Source organism: Streptomyces sp. NPDC059668 (genome assembly GCF_042734135.1).
Classification (GTDB): Bacteria; Actinomycetota; Actinomycetes; order Streptomycetales; family Streptomycetaceae; genus Streptomyces.
In genome coordinates this window covers 1-18,390 of sequence record NZ_JBHWEL010000104.1, presented here as the reverse complement: position 1 = coordinate 18,390, position 18,390 = coordinate 1, and the positions used below count along the sequence as shown (strand labels likewise).

The 18,390-nt window shown below is 72.6% G+C and carries 19 protein-coding genes; 8 read left to right on the top strand and 11 right to left on the bottom strand.

Annotated features, from left to right (window positions below):
* Window positions 1-108: 108 nt before the first annotated feature.
* On the bottom strand, window positions 109-1,374 hold the full coding sequence (locus ACFV2J_RS39525) for an Ig-like domain-containing protein (RefSeq protein ID WP_385443300.1): 1,266 nt from the start codon (window positions 1,372-1,374) through the stop codon (window positions 109-111).
* 265 nt (window positions 1,375-1,639) lie between these two features.
* Entirely contained in the window at window positions 1,640-1,987 is a 348-nt protein-coding gene (locus tag ACFV2J_RS39520; RefSeq protein ID WP_385091966.1) for a hypothetical protein, read from the bottom strand.
* 110 nt (window positions 1,988-2,097) lie between these two features.
* Here ACFV2J_RS39520 and ACFV2J_RS39515 point away from each other — a divergent pair, with 110 nt between their 5' ends.
* On the top strand, window positions 2,098-2,478 hold the full coding sequence (locus ACFV2J_RS39515) for a cell wall protein (RefSeq protein WP_385443297.1): 381 nt from the start codon (window positions 2,098-2,100) through the stop codon (window positions 2,476-2,478).
* 36 nt (window positions 2,479-2,514) lie between these two features.
* Window positions 2,515-3,249: a DUF2625 family protein gene (locus tag ACFV2J_RS39510; protein ID WP_385091971.1), complete on the top strand. Its 735-nt coding sequence runs from the start codon at window positions 2,515-2,517 to the stop codon at window positions 3,247-3,249.
* A gap of 86 nt (window positions 3,250-3,335) precedes the next feature.
* On the opposite strand, the gene ACFV2J_RS39505 is transcribed toward ACFV2J_RS39510, so the two are convergent.
* The 5 genes from ACFV2J_RS39505 to ACFV2J_RS39485 form a co-directional block, all read right to left on the bottom strand.
* Entirely contained in the window at window positions 3,336-4,994 is a 1,659-nt protein-coding gene (locus ACFV2J_RS39505) for a DEAD/DEAH box helicase (RefSeq protein WP_385098149.1), read from the bottom strand.
* A gap of 150 nt (window positions 4,995-5,144) precedes the next feature.
* The gene (locus tag ACFV2J_RS39500) at window positions 5,145-5,348 is read right to left on the bottom strand and encodes a cold-shock protein (protein ID WP_028803001.1); all 204 of its coding nucleotides are present in this window, start codon (window positions 5,346-5,348) and stop codon (window positions 5,145-5,147) included.
* Window positions 5,349-5,562: 214 nt separating this feature from the next.
* The gene (hutH, locus tag ACFV2J_RS39495; protein ID WP_385093895.1) at window positions 5,563-7,101 is read right to left on the bottom strand and encodes a histidine ammonia-lyase; all 1,539 of its coding nucleotides are present in this window, start codon (window positions 7,099-7,101) and stop codon (window positions 5,563-5,565) included.
* 122 nt (window positions 7,102-7,223) lie between these two features.
* Window positions 7,224-8,378: a diguanylate cyclase domain-containing protein gene (locus ACFV2J_RS39490; RefSeq protein WP_385093884.1), complete on the bottom strand. Its 1,155-nt coding sequence runs from the start codon at window positions 8,376-8,378 to the stop codon at window positions 7,224-7,226.
* 343 nt (window positions 8,379-8,721) lie between these two features.
* Window positions 8,722-9,546, bottom strand: coding sequence for an enoyl-CoA hydratase/isomerase family protein (locus ACFV2J_RS39485; protein ID WP_385093887.1), 825 nt, complete (start codon window positions 9,544-9,546; stop codon window positions 8,722-8,724).
* A gap of 211 nt (window positions 9,547-9,757) precedes the next feature.
* Here ACFV2J_RS39485 and ACFV2J_RS39480 point away from each other — a divergent pair, with 211 nt between their 5' ends.
* Window positions 9,758-10,693 (top strand): hypothetical protein, encoded by a 936-nt coding sequence (locus tag ACFV2J_RS39480; protein ID WP_385443291.1) that lies wholly within the window; start codon window positions 9,758-9,760, stop codon window positions 10,691-10,693.
* 237 nt (window positions 10,694-10,930) lie between these two features.
* Here the strand turns inward: ACFV2J_RS39480 and ACFV2J_RS39475 are convergent, their stop codons facing one another.
* On the bottom strand, window positions 10,931-12,277 hold the full coding sequence (locus ACFV2J_RS39475) for an adenylate/guanylate cyclase domain-containing protein (RefSeq protein ID WP_385093892.1): 1,347 nt from the start codon (window positions 12,275-12,277) through the stop codon (window positions 10,931-10,933).
* A gap of 159 nt (window positions 12,278-12,436) precedes the next feature.
* On the bottom strand, window positions 12,437-13,312 hold the full coding sequence (locus ACFV2J_RS39470; protein ID WP_385443288.1) for a biotin--[acetyl-CoA-carboxylase] ligase: 876 nt from the start codon (window positions 13,310-13,312) through the stop codon (window positions 12,437-12,439).
* Window positions 13,313-13,442: 130 nt separating this feature from the next.
* On the opposite strand from ACFV2J_RS39470, the gene ACFV2J_RS39465 reads away from it, so the two are divergent.
* Both ACFV2J_RS39465 and ACFV2J_RS39460 read left to right on the top strand, forming a co-directional pair.
* Window positions 13,443-15,044 (top strand): acyl-CoA carboxylase subunit beta, encoded by a 1,602-nt coding sequence (locus ACFV2J_RS39465; RefSeq protein ID WP_385097641.1) that lies wholly within the window; start codon window positions 13,443-13,445, stop codon window positions 15,042-15,044.
* 24 nt (window positions 15,045-15,068) lie between these two features.
* A complete protein-coding gene (locus ACFV2J_RS39460; protein ID WP_385097644.1) occupies window positions 15,069-15,278 on the top strand; it encodes an acyl-CoA carboxylase epsilon subunit in 210 nt (69 codons plus the stop codon).
* 57 nt (window positions 15,279-15,335) lie between these two features.
* On the opposite strand, the gene ACFV2J_RS39455 is transcribed toward ACFV2J_RS39460, so the two are convergent.
* On the bottom strand, window positions 15,336-16,478 hold the full coding sequence (locus ACFV2J_RS39455; RefSeq protein WP_385443284.1) for an SGNH/GDSL hydrolase family protein: 1,143 nt from the start codon (window positions 16,476-16,478) through the stop codon (window positions 15,336-15,338).
* Window positions 16,479-16,642: 164 nt separating this feature from the next.
* Here ACFV2J_RS39455 and mmpB point away from each other — a divergent pair, with 164 nt between their 5' ends.
* Together mmpB and ACFV2J_RS39445 are read left to right on the top strand one after the other, a co-directional pair.
* Window positions 16,643-16,771, top strand: a complete 129-nt coding sequence (mmpB, locus tag ACFV2J_RS39450; protein WP_148010176.1) for a morphogenic membrane protein MmpB — start codon at window positions 16,643-16,645, stop codon at window positions 16,769-16,771.
* A 37-nt stretch (window positions 16,772-16,808) separates the two neighbouring features.
* Window positions 16,809-17,429: a Maf family protein gene (locus ACFV2J_RS39445; RefSeq protein ID WP_385096493.1), complete on the top strand. Its 621-nt coding sequence runs from the start codon at window positions 16,809-16,811 to the stop codon at window positions 17,427-17,429.
* A 15-nt stretch (window positions 17,430-17,444) separates the two neighbouring features.
* Here ACFV2J_RS39445 and ACFV2J_RS39440 read toward each other — a convergent pair whose 3' ends face one another.
* Window positions 17,445-17,945 carry a hypothetical protein gene (locus ACFV2J_RS39440; RefSeq protein ID WP_385096490.1) on the bottom strand — a complete coding sequence of 167 codons (501 nt, stop codon included), beginning with the start codon at window positions 17,943-17,945 and terminating at the stop codon, window positions 17,445-17,447.
* Between the two features lie 355 nt (window positions 17,946-18,300).
* On the opposite strand from ACFV2J_RS39440, the gene ACFV2J_RS39435 reads away from it, so the two are divergent.
* Window positions 18,301-18,390 (top strand): biotin carboxylase N-terminal domain-containing protein (locus ACFV2J_RS39435; protein WP_308427085.1); only part of this gene is annotated, 90 nt, incomplete at its 3' end.

Genomic DNA, 18,390 nt, shown 5'->3' with positions numbered 1-18,390 from the left:
GCCATCCCCCCCGCCGCGCTGTCGTCGTCCCCGCGCCCCCCGGGGGCGCCGCCCCGGCCGCCCCCCCCCACCCCGGGGCGGGGTTCTGCGGGTGCCGGGACGCCGGCGTCAGACGGCCGAACCGGCCTTCCAGGACGCCCAGTCCAGGTTCCAGCCGTTGAGGCCGTTGTCCGGGGCGATGGTCTTGTCGCCGGTGTTCTTGACGACCACGACGTCACCGATCAGCGAGTGGTTGTAGAACCAGGCCGCCGGGGTGTTCGCGTCGTTGGCACCCTTGGTGTCGGACAGGCCGACACAGCCGTGACTGGTGTTCACCGAGCCGAAGATGGACTTGGCGCCCCAGTAGTTGCCGTGCACGAAGGTGCCGGAGTTCGACAGCCGCATGGCGTGCGGCACGTCCTTGATGTCGTACTCGCCCTTGCCGTCGGAGTTCGTGAAGCCGACCGTCGAGCCGTTCATCCGGGTCTCCTTGAACTTCTCGGAGATCACCATCTGGCCCTGGTACGTCTTGTGCTCCGGGGATCCCGAGGAGATCGGGATCGTCTTGATCGTCTTGCCGTCCTGGGTGACCTTCATGGTCTTGGTCTGGGCGTCGACGATCGAGACCTGGTTGCGGCCGATCTTGAACGTGACCGTCTTCTGCTGCACGCCGTACACACCGCTCGCGCCCTGGACGCCGTCCAGGTTCAGCTTGAGGGTGACGGTGGAGCCGCCGGTCCAGTAGTTCTCGGGACGGAAGTCGAGGCGGTTGGCGCCGAACCAGTGCCCGACGACCTCCTGCCCGCTGCTGGAGGAGACGGTGATCCCCTTCTGCACGGCGGCCTTGTTGGTGATCGCCTTGTTGAAGTTGATCGAGACCGGCATGCCGACACCGACGGTGGAACCCTGCTCCGGCGTGAAGTTGCCGATGAAGCTGTTGGCCGCGGAGACCGTGGTGAACGAGGCGTTCTCGTGGGCCACGAGGCCCGCGGAGTCGGTGGCCTCGGCGGCGATCTTGTACGTGGTGGCACGGTCGAGCTGGGCGGCGGGCTTCCAGCTCTTCTTGTCGGCCGATATCTCGCCGGAGACGGCCACGCCGGCCTCCGTCTTCATGGAGACGGAGGAGAGTGTGCCCTTGGTCACAGTGACCGCGGCGGCGTTGTTGATGGACGCGTTGTCGGAGCCGTCGGCGGGCGTGATCCTGATCTGCGCCTCGGAACTCTTCTGGGCCGCCGCCTCGTCGGCCTGGGCCTGCGAGGACCGGCCGCCGTCCGAGGCGTCCGCCTTGCTGCCGCTTCCGCTGCACGCAGAGAGCACCAGCACTCCTCCGAGCAGTGCGGACGCGGCCATCAGGCCCCGACCCCGCTTACTGTCCGTCATCACACGCTTCTCCATCGTTGCCGAATCACCAAATACCGCAAGAGCCCCGTAGGAACCTTCAACGTACGACCGGTTCATCCCGTTCCACACCCAACTGACGTGTGGGACGCACCACCTCGGTCGACGGCGCCTGCCGGGCCGACCTGGCCCGTAGGACCCCGATCGGGTGGACCGGCGGCCGGACCGAAACCCGCGGTGCGGAAGTGGCCGGTGCGTCGTCTGAGACGAATGAACCCCGGGCGGCGGTTGCCACCCGGGGTCACGAATTTCCCAAGGGGCCTCAGCCGACTCCGACTTCTTCGTCGTCGTCCTCGTCGTCATCATCCTCGTCGAGGTCCCATTCCGGCGAATCGGGGTCGTAGTCGATCGGTTCGCTGCTCCAGGACGCCTGGGCGAGCTCGACCCCGGGCACCTCGCTGACCAGGTCGAACGGATCAACCAGATGAGCGAGTGCTTCCGCAGTGTCTTCCGTCACTGCGTTCTCGGCGTGCGCCCGCTCGTCGGACTGCATGCCGGCGTCGTCCGCGATGCGACGCAGCGCGGCCTTGGTGACGGCGTCCGCGTCGTCGACTTCCAGTACCAGCTCCACACGAAGCCGGACAAACCGTGATGTCTCAGGAGTACTCATGAGACGGAGCGTACGGCCCGAGGTCCCCGCGACTTTCCCACGACCCGCGCCTTTCATTAGCATCGGGCCGCACGGCCAATTCGCCAGCGCCACAAGGGGATCGATATTACGTGTCCGCCGCACGTCGCTCGTTGCTGACCGCCACCGCAGCGGGGACCCTCCTGGGAGCCCTGTGGTTCGTCCCGTCCGCCAACGCGACTCCGGAAAAGCCTGTTCAGCCCGGGCCGGCACCGACCGCCGGCCGGTCGGCCGCCACCATGACGGCCGCGACCGATGTGGCCGGCACCACCGCGACCGGCACGACAGCGGCCGACACGACAGCGGACAGATCGGAGCGGGCCGCCACGGAGCAGGGAGACGACCCGACCCGGCTCGCCGACACCGGAAGCGTCAACACGACGCCGTACGTCGTCGGCGGCACCCTTTTCCTCGGCCTCGGCGCCGGCTTTGTGACCTACTCGGTGCGCCGGGAACGCACGGCGGCCTTCTGAGCGCAGCGCTCCGGCCCGGAACCCCACGGGATGCCCATGCGAGACCTGACCGAGCTGACCGATGTCGAGGAGCCCGCGTGGCCCCTCCTGTCCGAGGCGATCTCCACGAGCACGGTGTCCCTGGAGGTGCTCCCGGTGGAGCCGGCCCGGGCCCGCGCCGCCCTGCTGCAACTACAGGTCACCGCGCGCTCCTGGCTCGGCGCCTTCGTCCTCAACTGCGGCGGCGTGTCGCTCGACAGCGGCTGGCTGCGGATCTACGGCAGCCCCGGCGACGGCTCGCCCAAGGGTCCGCCGGGCATCGCCGACGTCAACGGGTTCCCCGCCCGGTTCGACCCGGCGTGGCGGCCGGACGGCGGGCTCGTCGTCGGCCATGACGTCCTCGGCGGGACCTATGTGCTCAACGGGCCCGAGCCGGGCGCGGTGGGCCGCCCCGGAGGTCCCGGCGAGGTGGTCTACTTCGCGCCGGACGCGCTGCGCTGGGAGGCCCTGGGCGTGGGCCACGCGGCCTGGCTCAGCTGGCTCTTGGAGGGCGGCACCGAGGATTTCTACGACAACCTGCGCTGGCCCGGGTGGCGCGCCGAGACGGGACCGCTCCCGGGCTCCCAGGGCATCACGTTCGACCCGGTGCTGTGGTCGGCCGACGCCCGCCGCGACCTGCCCGCGGCCCGCCGCCGCGCCCTGCACATGACCGAACTCCTGGACCTGCACCGGGGCGTCGGCCTGAAGCTCGACAAGATCGACCCGGGCTTCCTCGGCGCCTTCCACCCCTGAGAGACCGACGGGTCCCGGGCTCCCCGAGGAGCCCGGGACCCGTGAGGTCCATGGCCGCTGCGCGTGGCCCGGTTCCGGCCCGGCGCCTACGCGGCGCGGCGGCCGCCGCCGCCCTGTCCGCCGCGCTCCGTACGGCGTTGCGGGGCACGTCCACGGGTGCCACCGCCGGTCGCGTTGCCGCCGCCGGTACGACGTCCGCCGGTGGCGCCGCCACCGGTGGCACCGCCCGTGCCGCGCTGCGGCTGGCGCCCCTGTGCCTGCCGGCCCTGCGACTCCGCGCCCGTACCCGTGCCCGAACCCGTGGAGCGCCGTGCGCCGCCGCCCGTCCGGGGCCGCGACCGGGGCCGCTGCTTCGGCTGTTCGACGGGCTGGGGCACCTCGATGACGACCGGAACCCCGGAGGGCTCGCGCGCGCCGGTGAGGCGGGCCAGTTCCTCGTCGCTCGACTTGACCCGGGCGGAGCGCGGGGTGATGCCTGCGTCCGCCATCAGACGCGTCATCTCCCGCCGCTGCTCGGGCAGGACGAGGGTGACGACGCTGCCGGACTCGCCGGCCCGAGCGGTACGGCCGCCCCGGTGGAGGTAGTCCTTGTGGTCGGTCGGCGGGTCGACGTTGACCACGAGGTCGAGGTCGTCGATGTGGATGCCGCGGGCGGCCACGTTGGTGGCGACCAGCGCGGTGACCTGGCCGTTCTTGAACTGGTCCAGGGTCCGGTTGCGCTGCGGCTGGCTGCGCCCGCCGTGCAGCGCGGAGGCCCGTACACCGTTGGCCAGCAGCCGCTTGGTGAACCGGTCGGCGCCGCGCTTGGTGTCCACGAAGAGGATCACTCGGCCGTCGCGCGCGGCGATGCGCAGGGCCACGGCCTTCTTGTCGGTCTCGTCGGCGACGTGCAGCACGTGGTGCTCCATGGTCGTCACCGCGCCCGCCGACGGGTCGACGGAGTGCACCACGGGGTCGGTCAGGAACATGCGCACGAGGCGGTCGATGTTCTTGTCCAGCGTCGCCGAGAAGAGCAGTCGCTGACCGCCCGGCTCGACCTGCTGGAGCAGTGCGGTGACCTGCGGCATGAAGCCCATGTCGGCCATCTGGTCGGCCTCGTCGAGGACGGTGATCGCGACCTGGCCGAGCGTGCAGTCGCCGCGCTCGATGAGGTCCTTCAGCCGTCCCGGGGTGGCCACCAGCACCTCGGCGCCGCGGCGCAGCGTACCGGCCTGGCGGCCGATCGACATGCCGCCGACCGCGGTGACGACACGCAGGTTGACGGCGGTCGCGTACGGCGTCAGCGCGTCGTCTACCTGCTGGGCCAGCTCACGCGTGGGCACCAGGACCAGGGCGAGCGGCGCACGGGGTTCGGCGCGGCGGCCGGCGGTGCGGGCCAGCAGCGCGAGTCCGAAGGCGAGCGTCTTGCCGGAGCCGGTGCGGCCCCGGCCCAGGACGTCGCGTCCGGCCAGCGAGTTGGGCAGGGTCGCGCCCTGGATCGGGAACGGCTCGATGACGCCCTGCGCCGCGAGGGTCTTGGTCAGGGCGGCCGGCATGTCCAGCGCGTCGAAGGAGTCGACGGCGGGCAGCGCCGGGGTGATGGTCTCGGGCAGGGAGAACTCCTGCGGGGCCGCCGCCTTGCGGGCGGGGCCCTTGCCGGCGCCCCGGCCGCCACCGCGGCCCGCGTTCTTCGCGGAGCCGCCGGCCGGGGCGACGCCGCGCGCATTCGCCGGCCGCTTACGGACGGGACGTTCGGATCGAGTCATGCTGGATCTGGATTTCCTTCCTGGGCCCCACGGACTGCACGCACAGCGCCCGCCGCCTTTGTCGGGCGGCTTTCATGAGCACTCACAGCACGAGCCGGGACCCGCACCCGAAGGTGCGGGCCCCGGCTCTGGAAAAGCGCGTCCCCGAAATCAGGCGGGGATGATGTTCTCCGCCTGCAGGCCCTTCTGGCCCTGCGCGACGTCGAACGAGACCTTCTGGCCCTCCAGCAGCTCACGGAAGCCGGAGCTGGCGATGTTGGAGTAGTGGGCGAAGACGTCGGGGCCGCCGCCGTCCTGCTCGATGAAGCCGAAGCCCTTTTCCGAGTTGAACCACTTCACGGTGCCGGTAGCCATGTTTCTCTCCTGAACAGGTAGGGCCCCAATCCGGAGATGCACCGGGAAATGCCGGAGATGCCGGTAAAACAAAACGCGCCTGCGGAGGATTCCGATCAGGCGCACAAAGTAAATGGGTACCAAAAACGTATCAATGAGACAGTAGCACACTCTGCGGCCCGGGAGGGCGCCGGCCCGGTCGGCGGCGCCCTCCACAAGCCACGGCAGCGGGCGCCTACAGCAGCGGACCGGTGACCGGTTCCACCGCGGCCACCACCTGGCCGCCGCGCACGAAGGCGTCGGCCGCCTCCAGGTCCGGGGAGAGGAATCGGTCGGGGCCCGGTCCCTGGACACCGGCCGCGCGGACGGCGTCGATCACGGCCCGCGACGCCGGGGCGGGGGTCAGACCCTCGCGCAGCTCGATCGCGCGGGTGGCGGCGTACAGCTCGATCGCGACGATGCGGGTGAGGTTGTCCACCGCGGTGCGCAGCTTGCGCGCGGCCGACCAGCCCATGGAGACGTGGTCCTCCTGCATGGCGGAGGACGGGATGGAGTCCACGGACGCCGGTACGGCGAGCCGCTTCATCTCGCTGACCAGCGCGGCCTGCGTGTACTGGGCGATCATCAGACCGGAGTCGACGCCCGCGTCGTCCGCGAGGAACGGCGGCAGCCCGTGCGAGCGGTTCTTGTCGAGCAGCCGGTCGGTGCGGCGCTCGGCGATGGAGCCCAGGTCGGCGGCGGCGATGGCCAGGAAGTCGAGGACGTAGGCGACCGGGGCGCCGTGGAAGTTGCCGTTCGACTCGACCCGCCCGTCGGGCAGGACGACCGGGTTGTCGACGGCGGCGGCGAGCTCGCGCTCGGCGACGAGCCGGGCGTGCGCGAGGGTGTCGCGGCCGGCGCCCGCGACCTGCGGGGCGCAGCGCACGGAGTAGGCGTCCTGGACGCGCGGGGCGCCGTCCTGGTGGTGGCCGGTGAGCTCCGAACCCTTGAGCACGGCCAGCATGTTGGCGGCCGAGGCGCTCTGTCCGGGGTGCGGGCGGATGGCGTGCAGCTCGGGGGCGAGGACCTTGTCGGTGCCGAGCAGTGCTTCGAGGGAGAGGGCCGCGGTGACGTCGGCGGACTTGTAGAGCGTGTCGAGGTCGGCGAGGGCCATGACCAGCATGCCCAGCATGCCGTCGGTGCCGTTGAGAAGGGCGAGGCCTTCCTTCTCGCGCAGTTCGACGGGTGCGATGCCGTGCGCGGCGAGGAGTTCGCCGGCGGGGCGGACCGTGCCGTCCGGGCCCTCCGCGTCACCCTCGCCCATCAGCGTCAGCGCGCAGTGGGAGAGCGGCGCCAGGTCGCCGGAGCAGCCCAGCGAGCCGTACTCGTGCACGACCGGGGTGATGCCCGCGTTGAGGATGTCGGCCATGGTCCGCGCGACCTCGGGCCGGACGCCGGTGTGCCCCGAGCAGACGGTCTTGAGGCGCAGGAACATCAGCGCGCGCACGACCTCGCGCTCGACGCGCGGGCCCATCCCGGCGGCGTGCGAGCGGACGATGTTGCGCTGCAGCTGGGCGCGGAGTTCCGGGCTGATGTGCCGGCTCGCGAGCGCGCCGAAGCCGGTGGAGACGCCGTAGACGGGCTCCGGCTTGGCGGCCAGCGCGTCCACGATCTCGCGGGCCGCGGCCAGGGCCGCCACCGCCTCGTCGGCGAGCTCGATGCGGGCGCCGCCGCGCGCCACGGCGAGAACGTCGGACGCGGTCACCCCGGACGTCCCCACCACCACAGTATGCATATCCATATTCAGGAGCGTACGCAGTGAATTCCGCGATGTCACTAGTGGTGTCACTAGTGGATGGCCGGTTCGCCCCTTACTTCGGTGTACGTCACCGCGTCACTTCGGCGTACGTCGTCGCGTCACGTGCGGCGCTGCTCGTGACGCCCCCGGAAGCGGCGGCGCTCCCCCTCGGCCGGGGGCGGCGCGTCGGCCAGGCGTACGACCGGGTCGTCGGGGCCCTCCCGCCCGGCGACGACGGGCGATGCGGCACGTACGGCCTTCGCCCGGTACTGGGCGGCGTCGGCCAGCCGGAAGAGCCGGCGCGCCGACCGCACCGGCCCGATCGGGTCCCCGGTCGAGGCGACCCCGCACGCCACCCCCTCGCCCAGTTCCAACCCGGCGGCGCGGCGGCAGAGTTCGCCGGCGATGCGCACGACCTCGTCGGCCGGCGGGCCGACCGCGAGAAGACAGAACTCGTCGCCGCCGAGGCGGGCGGCGAGGGTGCCCGGAAGCATCGCCCCGCACACCGACAGCACCGACCCGAACCGCTCCAGGAGCCGGTCGCCGACGGCGTGCCCCCGGGTGTCGTTGACGCGCTTGAGTCCGTTCAGGTCGCACACGACGAGGCTGACCACGACGCCCTCCGCCCGGTGCCGCCCGACCGCCTCGTCCAGGCGCATGTCGACGGCACGGCGGTTGGCGAGCCCGGTCAGGGCGTCCGTGAACGCGAGGCGCCGGGCCTCCTCCAGCCGCTCGGTCTGGGCGATCCCGGCCGCGACGACGGAGGCGAGAACGGTCGCGAAGTCCGCGTCGGCCCGGTCGAAGAAGGGCTCCGACGCGGGGCGGGCCACGTACAGCTCGCCCCAGGCGCGCCCGTGCAGCACGACCGGGGCGACCACGCAGCAGCCGCGCCCGCGCCTGCGCAGGGCGGTGACCCGCTGATGGCAGTATCCGGCGCGGCCTCCCGCCGGGCCGTCCGCGGTCTCCACCCAGGCGTTCGGGCCACCGCCGCCGGCCCAGCGCTCGTGCAGGAACTCCGCGATCTCCGGGAACTGGTGCACCGGGTAGGCCTCCCGCTCGGGGAACTCCTCCTCGTCCGGCGCGCGTTCGCCCACGTTCACGAGCACGCGGAGCCGGCCGAGTTCGCGCTCCCACACCGAGAGCGCGGCGAAGCTCCCGCTGAGCGCACGGCAGGCACCGAGCGCCGCGGCCCGCCAGGATTCGCGTGGGGTGTGCGCCGCCGCCATCCCCTGCGCCAGCTCCACCACGGCCCTCAGCCGTCTGTCCTCACCCATCACTACAGGCTAGGGACATTTACCTGCATTTGGGATATCGGTACGGGGAACAGGGGCCCGAGTGGCCGTACGGGCGCGGCGGGCAGCCGCGAGCGCCCGCCGCCGCGCCGTGGGATGTCCGCGCCTCGGCCGCGGTCCCGTGCCGTGCCCCTGAGGGCCGTCCCGTGCTCCCCGGCGGGCGCGCGGCGTCAGACACGGCACCTCGCCGCGTTGCCGGATCGCCCGAATACGACCGGTACGAGGACGACCCTCCGCCTCGCGACGCACCGCATCCGACGCCACGCGCCGGTCCACCGTGGATTACCGGACAGCCCCTGGCCGGAGGCTCCGGAGGCTCCGGAGGCTACTGACCGGGCCACTGCGGCTTGCGCTTCTCGTTGAAGGCCGCGACCCCCTCCGCGCGGTCCCCGGAGAAGGCGACCGACCGCCAGGCGGCGTCCTCGACCTCCAGACCGGCGCGCAGGTCGAGCCCCTGTCCGAGACGCAGCGCCCGCTTGGCGGCCCGCAGACCGACGGGCGAGTTGGCGGCGATCCGGGCGGCGAGCGCGAGGGCCTCCGCGCGGTCCCGTCCCTCGTCCACCAGTTCGTCGACGAGCCCCAACTCCCGTGCCTCGCCCGCCTCCAGACGGCGCGCCGAGAAGATCAGCTCGGCCGCGCGGGCCGCACCGACACGGCGCGGCAGCAACTGCGTGCCGCCGCCTCCCGGGATCACCCCGACCGACACCTCGGGCAGCCCGAGCACCGCCGTGCGGTCGGCCACGATCAGGTCGCAGGAGAGCGCCAGCTCGAACCCGCCGCCGAGCGCGAAGCCGTGCACGGCGGCGACGGTCGGCATCGGCAGCTCCAGGACACCGGTGTACGCGGCCCGCGCCACGGGGCGCTGCCGCACCAGGTCGGCATCGGTGAAGGAGTTGCGCTCCTTCAGGTCGGCGCCCACGCAGAAGGCCCGCTCATGGGTGGAGGTCAGCACCACGACCCGTACGCCGGGGTCGGCGGCGAGCGCCTCACAGGCCCCGGCGAGGGAACGGGCCATCTCCGTCGACACGGCGTTCATGGCCTTCGGCCGGTCGAGGGCGAGCTCCGCGACGTGCTCGTGCCGCCGCACGACGACGAACTCCCCGAACCGCCGCTCGTCCCCGGACCGCCGGCCGTCCCCTTGCTCCGCCATGACACCCTCCCTGTGAACGGTTAACGCGGGTTAACTTCCGCCTCCCCCGATCATCGCAGCCGACGCCGCCGGACGGAACCCGCCCCTTCGGGCGCGGCTCCCCGTTCGGGTGACATCCCGCCCAACTCCCGCCCCAGGCCCCCAAAAGACGCATAACCTGCGCACCGCCAAGGGCATCGGGGGAGCGTCCGCACATCGGGGAGGGATGACCATGACGAACGGCACGACGACGGACGTGGCGAGGGAGCCGTGGGTACGGGTGCCCTCGGCCCCGCCGGGGTCCACGGAGCCCACCGCCCGCGTGGCGACGCTCTCCCAGGCGCTCGGCGCCGCCCGCCCGGGGGAAGCCGCCGCCCCGCCGCCCGTCCGGGCGCGCGGCGGGCAACCGGCCCGCCCCGAAGCGGCCAGGACGCCCGCCCCGCCGGGACGGGCCCGGGACACGGACACCGCGCCTGGGACCGCCGACCGCACCCGGGAACCGGCGGAGACCGCCGCCGCCGGGACCGTCCCTCCCGCGTTCCGGCAGCGGACCGGCCGGGGGCGGCACCGCAGGCCGCGGCCGCGCCGGGCCCTCTTCGCGGTGGGCGGCCTCGCGCTGGCCGCCGGGGCGCTGAGTCTGGCCCGGATGGCTCCGGAAGGAGTGACCGGGCACGGCGGGAGCAGTGGCAGCGCGGAGGCGGAGCCGCAGCCCGGGGGCGCCGGCGACGGGGCGCTCGACGCCTCGCCGACCGTCTGGGCCGTACCCTCCGCGCATCCCGCGGCGGCCGGCGCTCCCGGCGTCACCGGCGGGGCCGGCGCGACCCCGGCGGTGGGGGCGGGTCCCGGCGCGACGGCCTCGCCGGCACCGACGGGACCGGCCGGGACGACGGGACCGGCCGGAGCGGCCGGGGTGACGGGCCCGGCGGCCACGGCACCGCCCGGAGCGCATTCGCCGGGCCGCGCGGACTCCCCCGAGGACGACGCACCGGACGCGACCGGCATCCCCACGGCGCCCGTACCCTCGCAGCCGCCGGCCGCGCCCGCGCCGCACCCCACGCCGAGCGCCACCACCCACGCCCCGGCCCCGAAGCCCGCTTCTCCCGGCCTCTGCGTCCCGATCGTGGGAATCTGCGTCAACAGCCTGACGAACCCGCTGGGGCACGGATAGCGAGGACGCGGGGAGCGGTCGGCGGGCGGAGGCGGAGGGCCCGGCGGGACGCCCAGGTTCCCGGGCGAGGGCCGGGTCCCCGGCCGGCGCACGGCGACGGCACGGCGCCCCGCCACGCTGTCGCACCGTCCGGGCAGAGCCCCTTACTGGGAGGCCGCTCCGCCCCTCCGGCATCCGGTTCGGGACGCACCCGCGTCCGGGCCGCACGCCGGCCCGTGGCGGAGCACGGGACCGCCCTCAGGGCGTGTCCGACAGCTCCCGGCGGGCCAGCAGCCAGGGTTCGACCACGCCGAGGCCGCGGACCGGACGCTGCCACATCGGCTGGAGGGCGAAGCGGTAGGCGGGCGGGTCCTCGCCCTCCTTCTCCGCGGTGGCCGCCGCCTCGGCCGCCTCTGCCTCGGAGGCGGGGGCGTCCTGGGTGCGCACCAGTTCCTCCGCGAAGGCACCGTCCACCAGGACGGCGTCCCGCGGCGCTATCGACGTGAGCCGGGAGGCGAGGTTCACCGTGGTGCCGAAGACGTCGCCCATCCGGGTCGTGACGGTACCGAAGGCGATACCGACACGCAGTTCCGGCATGGTCTCGTCGTTGGCCATCGTCTCGATGAGGCGCAGGGCGATCTCGGCGGCGACGCCCGCGTCGTCCGCGGAGTACAGCACCTCGTCGCCGAGGGTCTTGATGAGCCGGCCCCCGTGCGCGGCCACCAGGTCCGCGGCGGTGGTCTCGAAGGCCTCGACGAGCTCGCCGAGCTCCTCCTCCTCCATGCGGCGGGTCAGCCGGGTGAACCCGACGAGGTCCGCGAAGCCGACGGCGAGGCGGCGGTCGACCATCTCCTCGTCGTCACCGGCCTGGACGACCCGGCCGGTGGCGGCGGCGAGCTGGCGCCGCCAGACGTAGACGATGAACTCCTCCAGCTCGGGCAGGAGCAGCTGGATCAGGGGGTACGTCACCTCGGTGCGCGTCATCCCCGGCTCCGGGGGCTCGGTCAGCCCCTCCAGGAACGAGTCGATCTGCCACTCGGCCAGCCGCGCGGTGGTCTGGCCGGTGGACCGGGCGACCTGCACCGCCATCGCCTCGCTGAGCAGGCCCGCCTCGACGAGACCGGCCAGCCGGCGCAGGGCGAGGACGTCGGCCTCGGTCAGCGCCTTGGCCTGGCCTATGTCGGCGAATCCCATGGCCCGCCAGAAGCGGGAGGCCAGCTCCATGGAGACACCGGCGCTGCGGGCGGCCTGGAAGGGGGTGTAGCGGCGCTCGGCGCCCAGGATGAGCTGTTCCAGGCGCAGGGCGAGGGGATCCTCGCCGGAGTCGGCCGCCTGCGCGTCCAGCCGGTTCTGCGCGTCCAGCCGGCCCTGGGCATCCAGCCGCCCGTGCGGGTCCGACGGCGGGCTGGGGGTGTCCGACAGATTGCGGTCCGAACGCGCGTTCGCACTCGACCGCTCCTGTGGGTCCCCGGGGTCCTCGTCGCCCCGCAGGTCCGCGTCACCGGCCGCGGGCGCCGGGTCGGTGGCCGACCCGGCGGTACGCCCCGGCTCACCGTCGGGAGCGGGGTGCGCACCCGTGCCGGAGCCCGTGTCGTCGACGGTCACGCCTGCTGCCTTTCCGATCTGCCACGGTCAGGTATCGACCGCGCTCAACTCTACGGCAGGTGTGCGCTGGCTCACTCCTGACTCGTACACCTGACCGGGACGCGGAACCACGATCGCCTCCTCGCCCACCGTTGAGTACGGCCCGCCGGCCTCCACCGCTCAGGCCGGCCGCAGGTGGACGATGTCTCCCGCGCCCACCGGCTGCTGCACCCCCTCCTCCGTGGCCAGGACCAGACGCCCGTCCCCGTCGACGGCCACCGCCTCCCCGGTGATCGACGTGCCGCCCGGCAGTTCGGCCCGCACCACTCGTCCGAGCGTCGCGCACCCGGCGGCATATGTCTCCTGGAGACCGGAGGCGTCGGGGTCGCCGTCGACGGCGACCCACTTCCCGTACCACTGCTCCAGCGAGCGCAGCACGGCCCGCAGCACGGTGTCACGGTCCGTGGTCGTCGCTCCGGCGAGGGCGAGCGACCCCGCTCCCGGCACCGGGAGCTCGTCCTCGCGCAGGGTGACGTTGATGCCGATGCCGACCACGACCGCGTCGTTCCCGGCGCGCTCGGCGAGGATGCCGCCCGCCTTGCGTTCCGAGCCGTCGACCGTCACCAGCAGGTCGTTGGGCCACTTGAGCGCCGTGTCGACACCCGCGATCCGGGACAGCGCCGTCGCCACCGCGACCCCGGTCAGCAGCGGGAGCCAGCCCCAGCGCTCGACGGGGATCCCGGTGGGCTTGAGCAGGACGGAGAAGAACAGGCCCGAGCGGGCCGGTGCCGTCCACCGCCGGTCCAGGCGGCCACGCCCGGCGTTCTGTTCCTCGGCGACGAGGACGGCCCCTTCGTCCGCCTTCCCGGACAAGGCCAGTTCGACCAGGTCGCTGTTGGTGGAGCCGGTACCGGCCACGACCCGGAGATCGCTCCAGAGTCCGCCGTCCGCACCCTCCCGCACCAGCGCCCGGCGCAGGGCCGTGGCGTTGAGGGGCGGACGGTCGAGGTCGGACCATCGGTTGTCGTTCGCGTCTGAGGCATCTCGCGGCGTCATGCAACCCACCCTAGGTGTGGTAAACGCCGCACTGCCGAACCGTATGGGCACCACTACCCTACGAGTCAGTAGCAACCCCCTGAGCACATCACCCTCATGTCCCACTGAGCAGGCAGGGAGCCGCATCCCGATGTCCGAGCCGGAAGAGCTGCACCACCCCGACATCCACACGACCGCGGGCAAACTCGCCGATCTGCGGCGCCGCGTCCAGGAGGCGACGCACGCGGGCTCGGCGCGCGCCGTCGAAAAGCAGCACGCCAAGGGCAAACTGACGGCCCGTGAGCGGATCGACCTGCTGATCGACGAAGGCTCCTTCGTGGAGCTCGACGAGTTCGCGCAGCACCGCTCGACCGACTTCGGCATGCAGCAGAACCGGCCGTACGGCGACGGTGTCGTCACCGGTTACGGCATGGTCGACGGTCGTCCCGTCGCCGTCTTCTCGCAGGACTTCACGGTCTTCGGGGGCGCCCTCGGCGAGGTGTTCGGCCAGAAGATCATGAAGGTGATGGACTTCGCGCTGAAGACCGGCTGTCCGGTCATCGGCATCAACGACTCGGGCGGCGCCCGCATCCAGGAGGGCGTCTCCGCCCTCGGCATGTACGGCGAGATCTTCCGCCGCAACACCCATGCCTCGGGCGTGATCCCGCAGATCAGCCTGGTGGTCGGCCCCTGTGCGGGCGGCGCGGTCTACTCCCCCGCGATCACCGACTTCACGATCATGGTCGACCAGACCTCGCACATGTTCATCACGGGGCCGGACGTCATCAAGACGGTGACCGGTGAGGACGTCGGCTTCGAGGAGCTCGGCGGCGCCCGCACGCACAACGCGGTCTCGGGCGTGGCGCACCACATGGCGGGTGACGAGAAGGACGCCATCGAGTACGTCAAGCAGCTGCTGTCGTACCTGCCGTCCAACAACCTCAGCGAGCCCCCGGTGTTCCCGGAGGAGGCGGACCTCGCGATCACCGACGAGGACCGCGAGCTGGACACGATCGTGCCGGACAGCGCGAACCAGCCGTACGACATGCACACGGTGATCGAACACGTCCTGGACGACGCCGAGTTCTTCGAGACGCAGCCGCTGTTCGCGCCGAACATCCTGACCGGCTTCGGCCGGGTCGAGGGCCGGCCGGTGGGCATCGTCGCCAACCAGCCGATGCAGTTCGCCGGCTGCCTGGACATCGACGCCTCGGAGAAGGCGGCCCGCTTCGTCCGCACCTGCGACGCCTTCAACGTCCCGGTCATCACCTTCGTGGACGTCCCCGGCTTCCTCCCGGGCGTCGGCCAGGAGCACACCGGCATCATCCGCCGCGGCGCCAAGCTGATCTACGCGTACGCCGAGGCCACCGTGCCGCTCATCACGGTCATCACCCGCAAGGCCTTCGGCGGCGCGTACGACGTCATGGGCTCCAAGCACCTCGGGGCCGACCTCAACCTCGCCTGGCCCACCGCCCAGATCGCCGTCATGGGGGCCCAGGGTGCGGTGAACATCCTGCACCGCCGCACCATCGCCGCCGTCACGGACCCCGACGAGGCGGAGGCCACCCGGGCCCGTCTGATCCAGGAGTACGAGGACGCGCTCCTCAACCCCTACGCGGCGGCCGAGCGCGGCTACATCGACGCCGTGATCATGCCCTCCGACACCCGCTCGCACCTCGTACGGGGTCTGCGTCAGCTGCGCACGAAGCGGGAATCACTCCCCCCGAAGAAGCACGGCAACATCCCCCTGTAGACCCCGGGACGCTTGGGAGCGGACATGAACATCAAGGTCGTACGGGGCAATCCGACCCCCGAGGAGCTGGCCGCCGCACTGGCGGTGGTCCAGGTCCGCGCCGCGGCGGCGGCCGGCCCGCCGTCCGGCGCGCCGCGGACCAGGGACGCATGGGCGGACCCGTCCCGCATCGCCACCCGCCGACTGCCGCAGCCGGGCGCGTCGACCTGGTCCCGGACCTACTGGCCGGGCTGACGGGAGCGCCCCGCCGGGACGCGGGGCCTCGCGCGAGGGGCCGGGCGGGCGTCGCGCCTACGCGCGGCCCCGCAGGCGGTTCGCCACCTCTTCGGCCATCACCGTGATCCCGGCGTCGTTCGGGTGCAGGTGATCGCCGAAGTCGTAGGCCGCCCGCAGCCGGTCCGGGTCCGCCGGACCGGCCAGGGCGCGGTGCAGATCCACCACCGCGTCCCACTCCCCCGAGCCCCGGATCCACTCGTTCACCTCGTGGCTCACCTTCGCCGCGCGCTCCCCCCAGTGGTCGGACCCGGCGAACGGGAGCAGCGTCGCCCCGATGACCCGCAGCCCCCGGCCGCGCGCCTGCCGTATCAGCTCCCGGTACCCGGCGACGAGTTCGCCGGCCTCCAGCAGCGGTGCGGGCTTGTACGTCGGCTGCTCGGCGGTCTCGCTGAACCCGATGTCGTTGAGTCCGTGGAGCACGACGAGCGTCCCCACGCCGGCGTGTTCGAGGACGTCACGGCGGAGCCGTCCGGTCCCCTTCTCGCCGTACCAGGCCGAGTCGTTCAGCAGCAGGTTTCCTCCGATACCCGCGTTGAGGACGCAGCGCCCCGTGCGCTCGGCGAGCGCGTCGGACCAGCGGCGGTTCGCGCCCGGTGTCGAGCCGAATCCGTCGGTGAGGGAGTCGCCGAAGAGCGCGACGCCGTCCGCGCGGTCCGCGTCGACCTCCACGGCCGACAGGAAGTACCAGGACTCGCTGGTCTCGCCGAACGCCTCCCCGCCGATGTCGTCGAGGCGGTCCCCCGCGCCCCGGTAGCTCGCCGTGAAGGCCTGGGCATGGAAGGTCGCGGGGCCGGTGACGGCGTCGAGGTGAAGGGTGACGGTGACCGACTCCAGCGGTTCCAGGGCGAGTTCGGCCGGATCGCTGACGACCTGCCCGCGCGCCGGGACCGTGGCACCGGCCGCGCCCCCGAAGGTGAGCCGCCGCAGCGAACCGGGCTCGACGGCGGCCCCCTCGCCCGCACGCGCCACCGTGGCCCCGGCGATCCGCAGCGGTGAGGTCCCGTAGGCGTGCGAGAGCCGTACACGGACCCGGCCGCCGCCCGCGCCGACCCGGACGACCTGGCGCAGGGACTGGCGCCAGAAGCCCTCCCGCGACCAGTTCGGGGTGAAGCCCTCGCTGGGCAGCTGGGGCGACGCGGTCCAGGCGCTGATGAACACGGCAGCTCCCTCCTTAAAGGGGACCAGGGTTCCTTTAGTAGTGGACACGACCGTAGCAGGCACGGAGAGACTAAAGAAACCCTGGACCCGTTTAGAGGGTCGGGGGCAAGGTTGAGTACGCGTACTCAGGCGCCCGGCACCCGGGCCGCCGCACGATCGGGGACATGCTGTGGTCCGACCCCGAGAACGAGCCGCCCAAGGAGTTGCGCGACATGCAGGACATGTTGCGGCGGCTCGGCGTTCTCATGGCACTGGCCATGGTGCTCGCGATGATCGTCCTCGGCGTGATGTGAGCGGCGGACGACACGCCCGCGCCGATACGCTGACCGCATGACCGATCAGCCGCGCCGCCGCCTGGTGCTCGCCTCGCAGTCCCCCGCCCGGCTCAACCTGCTGCGGCAGGCCGGACTCGCCCCCGAGGTGATCGTGAGCGGGGTCGACGAGGACGCCGTCTCCGCCCCGACACCCGCCGAACTCGCGCTCGCCCTGGCCGAGGCCAAGGCCTCCGTCGTGGCCGCGCGGCCCGAGGTGCAGGGCGCCCTGGTGATCGGCTGCGACTCGGTCCTCGACCTGGACGGCCAGGCGCTCGGCAAGCCGGCGGACGCCGAGGAGGCCACCGCGCGCTGGAAGGCCATGCGCGGCCGGGCCGGGACCCTCCAGACGGGGCACTGCGTCCACGACACGGCGACCAAGCGCTACGCGTCGGCGACCGCGTCCACCGTGGTCCGCTTCGGCGAGCCGACCGACGCCGAGATCGCCGCGTACGTCGCCTCGGGTGAACCGCTCCACGTCGCCGGCGCGTTCACGCTCGACGGCCGCTCGGCCCCGTTCATCGAGGGCATCGACGGCGACCACGGCAACGTCATCGGCATCTCCCTGCCCCTGGTCCGCCGGCTGCTGGGCGAACTGGGCGTCGGCATCACGGAGTTGTGGACACCGCGGGAGAACTGACAGCCGCGGAGGCGGTCAGGAGGCGGTGGGCGCCGGAGGAGCCGCGACCGGCGCTCCCCCCTTGCCTCCGTTCGCCCCGTCCACGCCGCCGTCGCCGTCCTCCGGCGCGGCGCCGGCGGGTCCCGCGGCGGGACCGAACGCCAGCAGCGTGAACACGATCAGGCCGAGCACCAGCATCATGAAGGCGAACGCGCCCCAGCCCACCAGAGCCACCGTGAACGCGCCGAGCAGGGCGTGCACCACGGCGGCGCTGATCAGCAGGACACGCCCGAAGACCCCCGGCGCGCGGTTCCGCACCGCGACGAGCAGCGCGGCGACCCCGCACAGCGCGAAGTAGAGACCGAAGACCAGTCCCCCGATCTTCGACGAGACGGACATCATGTCCGAGTCCAGCCCCGCCAGGGACATGTCCTGCCGGTCGACGACCACGCCGAGGAACCAGTTCAGCAGCGCGATACCGACCGCTTCCACGAAGAGCACGATCGCCGCCACCCACGCCACCGGTCTGCGCACCACCGGTCCCCACCCACTTCCGAGTGCTGTTACCCCAAGTACGTTCGAGACATCCTGAACGCTACTAACGGGTAAACCTCGGGACAAGGGTTCTGCCGAGGGCAAAGAATCATTGGGCCATTCGTAGGGACTCCACAAAGAAACGATGTGCGGCGCGGCACAGCCGCACAGAGACCTTGGCCACACAGGAGGGCTAGGGTTCAACCAAGGATTCCTGCGTACCGCGGTGTGACAAGGGATCTCGCGGGTCGAGCGAGCCTCGAATCACGCTCCGTGTGGGCAAGCTCACCATTGGGGACGGGTCGAAAGGCCGTGTCGGCAGTCCCTAAACTCGGCTTGTTTCAAGGAGGGAGCCATCGTGCGCAAGGTGCTCATCGCCAACCGTGGCGAAATCGCTGTCCGCGTGGCCCGGGCGTGCCGGGATGCCGGGATCGCGAGCGTTGCCGTG

What these genes read in the sequence shown, in the direction of transcription:
- ACFV2J_RS39525 (WP_385443300.1), bottom strand. Translation starts at nt 1,374, where the DNA reads ATGGAGAAGCGTGTGATGACGGACAGTAAGCGGGGTCGGGGCCTGATG.
- ACFV2J_RS39520 (WP_385091966.1), bottom strand. Translation starts at nt 1,987, where the DNA reads ATGAGTACTCCTGAGACATCACGGTTTGTCCGGCTTCGTGTGGAGCTG.
- ACFV2J_RS39510 (WP_385091971.1), top strand. Translation starts at nt 2,515, where the DNA reads ATGCGAGACCTGACCGAGCTGACCGATGTCGAGGAGCCCGCGTGGCCC.
- ACFV2J_RS39505 (WP_385098149.1), bottom strand. Translation starts at nt 4,994, where the DNA reads ATGACTCGATCCGAACGTCCCGTCCGTAAGCGGCCGGCGAATGCGCGC.
- ACFV2J_RS39500 (WP_028803001.1), bottom strand. Translation starts at nt 5,348, where the DNA reads ATGGCTACCGGCACCGTGAAGTGGTTCAACTCGGAAAAGGGCTTCGGC.
- hutH (WP_385093895.1), bottom strand. Translation starts at nt 7,101, where the DNA reads ATGCATACTGTGGTGGTGGGGACGTCCGGGGTGACCGCGTCCGACGTT.
- ACFV2J_RS39490 (WP_385093884.1), bottom strand. Translation starts at nt 8,378, where the DNA reads ATGGGTGAGGACAGACGGCTGAGGGCCGTGGTGGAGCTGGCGCAGGGG.
- ACFV2J_RS39485 (WP_385093887.1), bottom strand. Translation starts at nt 9,546, where the DNA reads ATGGCGGAGCAAGGGGACGGCCGGCGGTCCGGGGACGAGCGGCGGTTC.
- ACFV2J_RS39480 (WP_385443291.1), top strand. Translation starts at nt 9,758, where the DNA reads ATGACGAACGGCACGACGACGGACGTGGCGAGGGAGCCGTGGGTACGG.
- ACFV2J_RS39470 (WP_385443288.1), bottom strand. Translation starts at nt 13,312, where the DNA reads ATGACGCCGCGAGATGCCTCAGACGCGAACGACAACCGATGGTCCGAC.
- ACFV2J_RS39465 (WP_385097641.1), top strand. Translation starts at nt 13,443, where the DNA reads ATGTCCGAGCCGGAAGAGCTGCACCACCCCGACATCCACACGACCGCG.
- ACFV2J_RS39460 (WP_385097644.1), top strand. Translation starts at nt 15,069, where the DNA reads ATGAACATCAAGGTCGTACGGGGCAATCCGACCCCCGAGGAGCTGGCC.
- mmpB (WP_148010176.1), top strand. Translation starts at nt 16,643, where the DNA reads ATGCTGTGGTCCGACCCCGAGAACGAGCCGCCCAAGGAGTTGCGCGAC.
- ACFV2J_RS39445 (WP_385096493.1), top strand. Translation starts at nt 16,809, where the DNA reads ATGACCGATCAGCCGCGCCGCCGCCTGGTGCTCGCCTCGCAGTCCCCC.